This window comes from Planotetraspora phitsanulokensis (assembly GCF_016863295.1).
Lineage (GTDB): Bacteria > Actinomycetota > Actinomycetes > Streptosporangiales > Streptosporangiaceae > Planotetraspora > Planotetraspora phitsanulokensis.
In genome coordinates this window covers 1-10,364 of record NZ_BOOP01000012.1, presented here as the reverse complement: position 1 = coordinate 10,364, position 10,364 = coordinate 1, and the positions used below count along the sequence as shown (strand labels likewise).

The window sequence follows — 10,364 nt, the reverse complement described above, 5'->3', positions numbered from 1 at the left end:
TCCCCCGCACCTGGGCCTGGCCGCCGAGCTTGCCCTCGGTGCCGACCTCGCGGGCGACTCGGGTGACCTCCTCCGCGAACGCGGACAGCTGGTCGACCATCGTGTTCACGGTGTTCTTCAGCTCGAACATCTCGCCGACCGCGTCGACGGTGACCTTGCGGCTCAGGTCGCCCCGGGCGACGGCCGTGGTCACCTCGGCGATGTCGCGCACCTGGGCCGAGACGCGGCTGGACATCGTGTTCACCGACTCGGTGAGATCGCGCCAGCTCCCGGACATCCCGCGCACGTTCGCCCGCCCGCCGAGCTTGCCCTCGGTGCCGACGTCCCGGGTAACGCTCGTCACTTCGGAGGTGAACAGGGCCAGCTGGTCGACCATCCCGTTGATCGCCTTGCCGAGCCGGCGCACCTCGCCCCTGGCGCTGCGGTCGAGGTCGATCCGCATCGACAGATCGCCCTTCGCCACCGCGTCGATCACGTCGGCGGCGCCGCTCACGGGCGTCACCAGCGCGTCGATCAGGTCGTTGACGGAGCCGACGCCCTCTGCCCACGAGCCGACGCCGGGGCCCGGAGTGAGACGCTCGTTGAACCTGCCCTCCTTCACCACCTCGCGGCGGACCCGGGTCAGCTCGTTGGCGAGGTGCTCACGCCGGTCCGCCACCTCGTTGAGGAGCAGGCGGATCTCGCTGAGGATCCCGGGGGGCGCGTGCGGGACGCGCCGGCGGAAGTCGCCGTCGCGCCACATGATGAGGGTTTCCAGAACTGGCGCGAGATCGGACTCGGTGTACGACCGTTCCGTTCCGGCCAGCTCAACGCCGACGGGCGACATGTGGCCTCCTTCACCCCTTGGGGGTTCTAGCGCCGCAGGTGAGGCACAGCGGCCTTTCGGGGGGCGGACTCCTTGCCAGTCTGTCACGTTCCGTGGCGCGGGGTGCCCCCTTGTTTTACCCCGGGTCAGACGGATCTGTGGTAAGCACGGAAGCGGTGACAAGTACCCCTCGTGCCGTTCTGGCCGCGTCGTTCGCGCCAGGAGAGACGGCCGTACCAGCTGCCGTGCGGTTCACTCGCGAAGTGATGACCGCATGGGCCGTCATGTCCGTGAGCGCCGAGGCGGAAGGCCTGGCGCGTGATCTGGTGGCCGAGGTCTCGGGCGAGCCGTTCGACGTCGTGTGGATCCACCAGGGCGAGTCCGTCCAGGTCGAGGTCAGGGAGAAGTCCGGCTCGACCGCATACGGCCCGCCCGCCGACGCCGTCGCCTGGGGGGTGACCTTCACCGCGTCGACCCGTACCCGCTGGGCCCGGATCGACCTGCCGGGGGGCGCGCCGGGCATGGGCGACGAATGGGTCGCGGAGACGACCGCCGGTCCGGGATGGCTGGGCTTCCTCGCGGACGCCAGCGATCTGCTCGCCGGCACCCTCGACCCCGACATGGTCCCGGCGATCATCGCGCAGATCGTGGTCCCCCGCCTCGCCACCTGGTGCGCCGTCTACACGGCGGAGCACGGGTCGGGGCCGCTGCGGCCCGCCTACCTCTGGCACGCCGACGAGGCCCAGATCGACGCGCTCCGCGACCTCCTGGGCGAGACCCAGATGCCCTCGGGCGAGGGCCCCGCGGTGCTGCACATGGGCGAATGGCAGTCGCTCGCCTTTCCGCTGACCGCCAGGGGCCGCCGGCTGGGGATCATGTGCCTGGGACGGCGGGACCGCTTTCCCGACGAGGGCCTGCAACTGGCGGAGGACCTCGGCCGCCGGGCCGCGCTGGCGATGGACAACGCCCGCCTGTACGCCCAGCAGGCGGCGGCCAACCGAGCGCTCCAGCGCAGCCTGCTGCCGCCGGAGGAGCCCAAGACGCCCGGCCTGGACTCCCATGTCGTCTACGAGCCCGCGGGTGAGACCAACGAGGTCGGCGGCGACTTCTACGACCTGTTCCCCATGCGTGAGGGGGTCTGGCGGTTCGCCATCGGAGACGTCTGCGGCACCGGCCCGGAGGCCGCGGCCGTCACCGGCCTCGCGCGGCACACCCTCCGCCTGCTCGCCCGCGAGGGGTACGGCGTGGCCGACGTGGTCGACCGGCTGAACCAGGCCATCCTCGACGAGGGGGAGCGGGCGAGGTTCCTGACGCTGCTGCACGGGGAGATCACCCGCGTGGCCGACGGGCTCGACGTCAGCCTGGTCTCCGCCGGGCATCCCGAGGCGCTGCGGCTGCGGCCGAGCGGTGTGGTCGACACGGTCGCCCAGCCCCAGTCGTTGCTGGGCGTCTTCCCCGAGGCCGACTTCCGCGAGGAGAGCGTCCACCTCGCGCCGGGAGACGTGCTGCTCGGGGTCACCGACGGCGTGACGGAGAGACGCTCGGGCTCACGACTGCTCGACGACGAGGGAGGGCTGGCCAAGCTCCTGTCCGAATGCGTGGACCTGTCCGCCCGCGCCGTGGCCGAGCGGATCCGCCGTGCCGTACAGGATTTCGCGCCGGAGCCGAGCGCCGACGACCTGGCTATCCTCGTCCTGCGAGCGCCCTGACCGCGAAGTCGAGCGAGGCCGCCATCTGGCGGATGCGCTCCTCCACGACCAGCGAACCGTGGCCGGCGTCGTACCGGTAGACCGACGCCTCGTGGCCGTGGTCGGCGAGCGCGCTCAGATAGTTCTCGATCTGGCGGATGGGACACCGGGGGTCGTTCTCGCCCGCGAGGACCAGCAGGGGCGCCTGGACCATGTCGGCGTAGGTGATCGGGGAGGACGCGGCGTACCTCTCGGGCACCTCCGTGGGGGAACCGCCGAGCAGGGCCCTATGCGCGGCCCGCAACCCCTCGGCCTCGTCCTCGTAGGCCGCCGCGTGGTCGGCGATGGGCACGGCGGCGATCCCCGCCGCCCAGCTCTTGGGCTGGGTCCCGAGAGCGAGCAGGGTGAGGTAGCCGCCCCAGGACGACCCCGAGAGCACCAGCCGATCCGGATCGGCGATGCCGCGGTCGACCGCCCAGTCGCGGACGGCGGCGACGTCGGCCAGCTCGATGTGCCCCACGTCGCCGTGGAGAGCGTCCCGCCAGGCCGAGCCGTACCCGACGGATCCCCGGTAGTTGACGCGGATCACGGCGAAGCCGTTGTCGACCCAGGCCGCGACGGGGGGCAGGAAGGAGTCGTCGTCCTGCGCCGCGGGCCCCCCGTGTAACAGGAAGACGGTCGGATACGGCGGGACGAGCCCCTCCGGACGGGAGACCAGGGCGTGGATGCGCCCGCCCGGTCCGTCCACGTCGATGTCCTCGAGCGGCACGGACGGCGGAGGCGTGCGCCCGGGGCTGATGACCACGTGCCCGCTGCTCGACTTGATCACCGGGGGGTGGGCGGCGCTCGACCAGGAGTACTCCACCGAGCCGTCCGGGCGCGGGGCGGCGGCCTCGATCACGCCGTGCGGGCTCTCGATCGGCGTGAGACCCCCACCGGCGAGGTCGTACCGCAGCAGTTCGGTGCGGCCGCGATGACTGTGCATGATCAGCAGCGCGCGGCCGTCGTCGTACCAGTCGGAGGTGATCTCGCCGGGCACCCGCAGCCAGATCTCGCGCTGCTCACCGGTGGCCGGGTCCCAGACGAGCGGCTCGCGGCGGCCGCGGCGCTCGTGGAGGACGAGGATCCGGCGGTCGCCCGGAACCGGGGCGAACCGGATGCCGGTGACGCCCTTCCCCGTGCCGTCGTGAAGTTCCCCGACGACCTGGCCGTCGGTCTTCAGCACCCGCAGGGCCGGGTGCAGGGCGTCGCCGTGCTCGCTGTGGTTGATCGCGATGAGCGATCCGTCGAGGGACATGCCGACGACCGCGGCGAACTCGTCATGGCTGTAGATCGGGACGGCCTCTCCCTCGCCATCGGTGACCAGGACGTCGAAGCCGCCGCGAGAGGATCGGCCGACCGCCGCGACGCCGTTGCTCCCGAGACCGAGGCCGCAGGGGTTCCCCGGGGGCATCGGCACCGGGATGTCGGGACCGCCGTAGAAGGGCTGCCGCATCCACACGCCGAACTCGTCGCCGTCGGTGTCGGCGAACCACCAGATCCAGTTCCCCGTGGGGTCGACGGCGCCGTACGAGGTGCCGTTGGGCCGGTCGGTGACCCGACGGGCCTGGCCGGTGGAACGGTCCCAGGCGTAAATCTCCCAGGCCCCGGAGGCGTTGCTGCGGTAGACGGCGCGATGCGGCGCCTGGCGTGCCCACATCGGCAGGGTCGTGCGTGGTGCCCGGAACCTGGACTGCCAGCGTTCCTCGGCCTTCATGCGGCCCTCCCCTGTCCTATGGCGGGGTTGCGGTCAAGTATGTCCCGGACAAGTGGAAAATGGCCGACAAATCGTGGATGTTCGCGCGGAATTTCCCGTCAGAAGACCCTCCTGTCACTTCCGTACCACCCAGGTGGTCAACCGGAAGGACGCCGTCACGTGGACCGGGTCGGGCAGTTCCCCGATCTTCTTCGCGAGGGCGTCGCCTTCGGTGTGCCAGGCGCTCGGTCCCATCCTGACCACCGCTTCGACCGCTTCGTGCCCGAGCGCCAGCGGGATCTCCAGATCGTCCTGCGCAACCGGGTCGAACCGTCCCGCGAGGGTCTCTCCGAGCCGCCGCTCCTTGTCCGCGTCAACGGAGAGCAGGCCGAGGCGGTCGACCAAGGGGCGGAGATGGCCCGCGGCGGGGGTCACGACCACCAGCGTGCCGCCCGGCTTCAGGATCCGGGCGAACTCGGCGGCGTTGCGCGGTGCGAAGACGTTGAGCAACACGTCTGCGCTCGCGTCCCGGACGGGCAGGGGCCGCCAGACGTCGGCCACCACGGCGCCGATGCGGGGATGCGCCCGGGCCGCCCGCCTGAGCGCGTGCTTGGACACGTCGAGCGCGAGCCCGACCGCCCCGGCCGCCGCGGCGTCGAGTGCCCGTGACAGGTAGTGGCCCGTGCCGGCCCCGGCGTCCGCGATGACCTCCGCCGCCCCGCACGCTGCCGCGACCGCGTCCGCGAGCGGCGCGAAGTGGCCTCCGTCGAGGAAGTCCGCGCGGGCCGCGACCATCGCCGGGGTGTCGGCCGTGCCCGGTGCCGCCGATCCGGTCAGCAGGCTCACGTATCCCTGGCGTGCCACGTCGAAGGCGTGCCCGCCGTCGCAGCGGACCGTGCCGGGCGCAAGAGTCAGCCGGCCGCCGCAGACCGGGCAGAGCAGGAGATCGATGACGTCGGCGAGCATCCGTCCATCATCGCCCGTCCCGGTGACCGTCTCGTGACGCGGTATGCGCACGGTCTTTCGCACTGCGTTTCAGATTGTGTTTCAGATTGTGTTTCACATGGTGAGGATCCGGCGTGATCCAGATCACATCGATGTCTTGTCATGACACCAGTCACGAATCATGATCGAGGTAGTCAGTGTTGATCCGGGGGGTCATCGATTCGGGGGTCATCGTCCCAGGAGGCCCTCATGAAAGAGGAAGTCGGGCAGACCCGGCCGCTCGGCGTCAGCCGTCCCGATCTCGCGGTGGACGACCTCCCGGAGCCCGAGGAGGTCTTCGGCGTACGGAGGATCGGCCCGAAGGAGCTGTTCAAGTACGCGCTCGGTCCGAGCCTGATCGCCCTGGGCATCTCCATCGGCAGCGGCGAGTGGCTGCTCGGGCCCCAGGCCGTCGGGCAGTACGGGTTCGTCGGAGTCGGATGGGTGATCGTCGTCTCGGCGGTGCTCCAGACCTTCTACAACATCGAGTGCTCGCGCTATGTGATGGCCACGGGAGAGGCGCCGGTGGTCGGCTGGGGACGGGTGCCTCCCGGCTACCTGTTATGGGTCCCGCTTTCCGTCTTCATCGTGATATTTGCGTTCATAGCGGGTGGTTGGGCCGCGTCCGCCGGCCAGGGCGTCTACGCGCTCGTCCACGGCGAGGTGCCGCCCGCCGGAGCAGAGGAGCCACGCATCTGGGCGATCGCCCTGCTCCTGCTCGTCTTCCTCATCACGGCGAGCGCCCGACGCATCAGCCGCGCACTGGAGCTGGCCAACTGGGTGATGGTCGGTGCGATCCTGGCCGCCCTGGTGCTCATCGACCTGTTCGTTGTGCCCTTCAGCCAGTGGTGGGAGGGCATCCGCGGATTCGTCACCCCCGCCGCGCCGCCCGCCGGCATCACCGCGACCCAGCTCGGCGCGCTGGCCGGGTTCACCGCGCTCGCGTCCGGTCTGAACTGGTACGTCATGGGCCACTACCGCGACAAGGGCTACGGAATGGGGTATCGGGTCGGCCACATCACCGGCATGCGCGGCGGGCGCACGCAGATGCTGGCGAGCGGCGTCACCTTCCCCGACGACCCCGCGAACAGCACCCGGTGGCGTCGCTGGTACCGCCTGCTGCTCACGGACATGTGGGGCATCTTCTTCGTCGGTGCCATCCTGGGCATGTTGCTGCCGACCATCCTGATGGCGCGCGCCGTGGAGATCAGCGGGAAGACGCCCACCCAGGCCAACGTGCCGACCTTCGTGGCGAGCGCGCTGGAGCAGGAGCACGGCAGGGTGCTCTTCTACATCGCCCTCGTCCTCGGTGTGCTGATCCTCTTCTCGACCCAGCTGGGGATCTTCGAGGGCATGGTCCGGGTGGCGACCGACGCGGCGCACGCCACGAGCCCCCGGCTGCGGGCCATGGTCGAGGGGGACCCGAGGCGGTTCTACTACCCGTTCATGCTGGTGCTGATGGTGATCATCGCGATCATCCTGCACCTGGCGCTTCCGGTGAGTCTGGTCCAGTGGTCGGCGAACATGTCGAACCTCGGCGCGCTGTTCTATCCGTTCCTGCTGATCTATCTCAACCGCAGGCTGCCCCGCGCAGCGCGGTCCCGCTGGTACCACCAGGTGATCCTGGTGCTGAACTTCCTGTTCTTCGGGTTCTTCTTCGTCAACTTCGTCGCCGACCTCATCGGAGATCCGCTCGTGACCTTCTAGGGGCGGGCGCTCTAGGGTGGGGCGATGCCGTACGAGCCGAAGATCGTGACCGGTGTCGAGATCGTCCCCGTCTGCGACGCCGTCGGGCCCATGGGCGAGCGCATCAGGAAGCCGCTGCCCGAACTGTTCCCTGGCGGCTCCTTCGCCGACGACGCCGAGTGGGTGCTCCACTTCCACTGCTATTTGCTGCGGGCAGGAGGCCGTACGGTCCTGGTGGACACCGGGATCGGCGGAACGGACTCGCCCGCGGCCGGGTGGGCACCCGTGCCCGGCCGGTTGCTCGCGGAACTGGCGGAGGCAGGCGTCGGCCCGGCTGACGTGGGCGTCGTCGTGCTGACCCACCTGCACAGCGACCACGCGAGCGGATGTGTCCAGGACGGCGTGCCGGTCTTCCCGAACGCCCGCCACGTGATCCAGCGGACCGAGCTCGACTGGGTGGGCGATCCGATGCGCCGCCAGGTCGTCGAGCCGCTGCGGGACTCGATCCAGGTCGTGGACGGCGACGCGAGCCTCCTGCCTGGCGTTCGCGTGGTGCACGCCCCGGGTCACACGCCGGGGCATCAGTGCGTGGAGGTGGGCGACCTCATCGTGACCGGCGACGCCGTGCTCCATCCGGTCCAGTTGGCCGACCCCACGATCCACTACGCGTACGACGAGGATCCGGAGCGTGCGGTCGTGAGCCGTTCGGCCCTCCTCGACCGCGCCGCGGTCATCGCTCCCGGCCACTTCTCTCAGGCGTTCGTCCCGGTGCGATAGGGCGATCACCTCGTCCAGAGGCATTCCTGGGTCGCCTGGACGAGGGCCATCAACTCGGGAGAGGGCCGCTCGCCTGCCCAGGTGAGTCCGAAGGTCATCCGGAGCTCTGCCGACTCGAGCGGAACGAAGTGGACGTCGTGCCGGCGGATCGAGCCGACCAGCAGGGACGGCGTCGGCAGAAGGCCCGCTCCCGCCGCCACGAGGTCGAGCGCGGCCGCGAAGTCGTCGAGGTCGCCGGCGACGACGTGGAGCTGATCGGGGCCGGGCAGCATGGCGGCGACCCTGGCCCACATCCCACCCGGCGGGCGGTTACGCGGCACCACGATCCTCTGCCGGGCGAGCTGACCGAGCCGCAGGCGGGACTTGGAGGCGAGCGGGTGGCCTGCCGGGACGGCCAGATGCGCCACCGGCACATGGAAGCGGGCGGCAGTCGTGAATCCCAGGGGGAACGGCGTCCCGACGATGGCCGCGGTCACCTCTCCCTGTGCCAGTGCGGTGAGGGAGTCGCTCCGGCCGGAAGCGAGCAGCTCCACGTCGATCGCGGGCCTGCGGTGGGCCAGACGCCGGGCGATCCGAGCCGCCAGCGTCCCGACGAGCGAGGGATAGGCCAGGCGAATCGTCGGACCGGCCGGTACGGCCAGGCGGGCCGCCTCGGCGGAGAACCTCGCGGCGGCCTGCAGCAGCGCCTCCGCGTCCGGCAGCAGCGCCTTGCCCGCGTGTGACAGCCGCACGTCACGGCTGGTCCGGTCGAAGAGGCGGACGCCCAGGGTCCGTTCGAGCCTCCCGATGGCCTGGCTCACTGCGGGTTGTGAGACACCGAGCTCGGTCGCGGCGCGCGAGAAGCTCAGGTGCCGCGCGACGAGGGCGAAGCAGCCGATGTCGCGCAGCGGCGGCCCGGAATCCATGCTCCAGTATGACCGGCCATCGCTGCCGATCCATAAGCAGTGGTGATGGACTGGGGTGCCCCGATCGGCGACTTGCGGGGCCCCGTGCGTGCGGCTCCACGTGCGGCGTGTTGATCAGAGGGCGATAGCGCGGAGAGCTCCCGATCGTTGGTCTGCGCTTGTGGGCGCGAACGGCGCTCGGAGTGAGACGGCCCCGGGGGTGAGACGGCCCTCGGGAGGAGGCTGTGCTCGTGGTGAGGCGGCGCTCGGGGTGAGGCGGCACTGAGTCGAGCCGCTCGTTCGCGTTGCGCATTTCGTGCGCTTTTCTATGCAAAAACGCCTGATCGATAAACGCCTTTTGGTGCGTATCGAATAATTGTCGCCGTTTGATCAAGCTGGACAAATGGGGTTTATCATTCGCACTTCTTTTCTAACTACTCACTGGTACTAGTTGTCTCGGCGCTCATTTCCGTGAAATGATTCATACAGGTGTTCGAATCGTATTTCCGGGGGTGGGAGTTGTTCGAGATCGTTGATCCGGTGGGGCGGGCGCCGGGTGCGGGTGGCGATTGGGTGTCTGGGGTGGGTCGTTCGTCGGGGTGGTGGTCGGATGGTTCGTCTGCTCGTCACTTCGATCCCGCCGATGAGCAGACCACCAATGGTGGGTCTTCGTCCGCTGATCAGGGCGATGACGGCCCGGCTGGCCGCCCCTCGTGGGTGGTGGTGGGTGAGGTTCGGCGGGTCGCGGTGGAGTTGGCCGGGGTGGAGGTGCCGGAGTCGGCGGCGGTGTGTCTGGCCGAGGTGGAGGAGTTGGTGTACGCGCGGGATCGGTTGATTTCGGCGATCGCGGCGCGGGTGGGTCGGGTGCATGGCGCTGGTGAGGCGAGGGCGCATGGCCATGCCAGTACGCGGACTTGGTTGCGCGGTGGTTGTGGGATGAGTTCGGGGTCGGCGTCGTCGTTGGTGTGTTTGGCGATGGAGTTGGCTCGGTTGCCGGTGGTGCGGGCTCGTTTTGCTGAGGGGTCGTTGAGTGAGGGGCAGGTTGCCGCGATTTGCGCGGCGACGAGTGGGCTCAGTGATGAGCAGGCGGGGGTGGCTGAGCCGATTTTGGTGGGGTTGGCGGATCGGGCGACTGCGGGTGAGGTGGCTCGGGCGGGCCGGTATCTGCGGGAGGTTCTGGATCCGGGGCAGGCGGACAAGGAGTCCGAGGCTGACCACGGGCGGCGGTTTTTGCGGGTGCGGCCGACCGGTTCAGGTGGGCTGGAGGGGGAGTTCCGGTTGCCACGGGAGGCGGCGGCGCGGTTGCGGGCGTTGCTGGACGCCTACGCACGGCCGAAGGTGGAGGGTGATGAGCGGCCGTTGCGGGTGCGGAACGCGGATGCGTTCATGGCGTTGCTGGAGCAGCAGATCAGTACCGAGTTGCTGGTGCTGGTCAACGCCGAGTCCCTGCCCGATGACCACCCCGTTAAGACGGGCCGGAAGACCGGCAACCCGCAGCAAGAGCATGAGCCGGCCACAGGAGACGCGCCCCAGACGGAGTCAGCCCCGGAATCAAGGGCCGAGCCGGAGCCGAGGCTGAGACCAGACGACGCACCGGGACCGGCGCCTGGGGAAGAGCGAGAGCCTGGGCCGAGCTCAGGGCTGAGATCAGACGACGCACCGGGTTGGGCGCCAGGGCCTGATCCGGGGGCGGAGGACGAGCCAGTGGACGAGGCCGCCGGGTGGGCGGGCTTGGGTGAGCGGGTGGATCGTCTGGTGCCTGGGCTGTTGCTCGCGACCGGGCAGCTGCTGCCGGTGTGGGAGAT

Annotated in this window: 8 protein-coding genes; 4 read left to right on the top strand and 4 right to left on the bottom strand. The window is 70.1% G+C overall.

Features of this window, described 5'->3' with window-relative positions; all coding sequences use genetic code 11:
* Positions 1-826 (bottom strand): HAMP domain-containing protein (locus tag Pph01_RS15650; RefSeq protein WP_204073817.1); only part of this gene is annotated, 826 nt, incomplete at its 3' end.
* A 245-nt stretch (positions 827-1,071) separates the two neighbouring features.
* Between Pph01_RS15650 and Pph01_RS15645 the strand changes: the two genes are divergently transcribed.
* Complete coding sequence (locus Pph01_RS15645) at positions 1,072-2,514, top strand: PP2C family protein-serine/threonine phosphatase (protein ID WP_239116729.1); 1,443 nt, start codon at positions 1,072-1,074, stop codon at positions 2,512-2,514.
* Here Pph01_RS15645 and Pph01_RS15640 read toward each other — a convergent pair.
* Together Pph01_RS15640 and Pph01_RS15635 are read right to left on the bottom strand one after the other, a co-directional pair.
* Positions 2,489-4,249 carry a S9 family peptidase gene (locus Pph01_RS15640; protein ID WP_204073816.1) on the bottom strand — a complete coding sequence of 587 codons (1,761 nt, stop codon included), beginning with the start codon at positions 4,247-4,249 and terminating at the stop codon, positions 2,489-2,491. The genes Pph01_RS15645 and Pph01_RS15640 overlap by 26 nt on opposite strands.
* Positions 4,250-4,363: 114 nt before the next feature.
* Positions 4,364-5,194 (bottom strand): putative RNA methyltransferase, encoded by an 831-nt coding sequence (locus Pph01_RS15635; protein ID WP_204073815.1) that lies wholly within the window; start codon positions 5,192-5,194, stop codon positions 4,364-4,366.
* A 228-nt stretch (positions 5,195-5,422) separates the two neighbouring features.
* Between Pph01_RS15635 and Pph01_RS15630 the strand changes: the two genes are divergently transcribed.
* Together Pph01_RS15630 and Pph01_RS15625 are read left to right on the top strand one after the other, a co-directional pair.
* Complete coding sequence (locus Pph01_RS15630) at positions 5,423-6,919, top strand: Nramp family divalent metal transporter (RefSeq protein WP_204073814.1); 1,497 nt, start codon at positions 5,423-5,425, stop codon at positions 6,917-6,919.
* 24 nt (positions 6,920-6,943) lie between these two features.
* Entirely contained in the window at positions 6,944-7,675 is a 732-nt protein-coding gene (locus Pph01_RS15625) for an MBL fold metallo-hydrolase (protein ID WP_204073813.1), read from the top strand.
* 5 nt (positions 7,676-7,680) lie between these two features.
* Here the strand turns inward: Pph01_RS15625 and Pph01_RS15620 are convergent, their stop codons facing one another.
* Positions 7,681-8,580: a LysR family transcriptional regulator gene (locus tag Pph01_RS15620; RefSeq protein WP_204073812.1), complete on the bottom strand. Its 900-nt coding sequence runs from the start codon at positions 8,578-8,580 to the stop codon at positions 7,681-7,683.
* A gap of 468 nt (positions 8,581-9,048) precedes the next feature.
* Between Pph01_RS15620 and Pph01_RS15615 the strand changes: the two genes are divergently transcribed.
* Positions 9,049-10,364 (top strand): DUF222 domain-containing protein (locus tag Pph01_RS15615; RefSeq protein ID WP_204073811.1); only part of this gene is annotated, 1,316 nt, incomplete at its 3' end.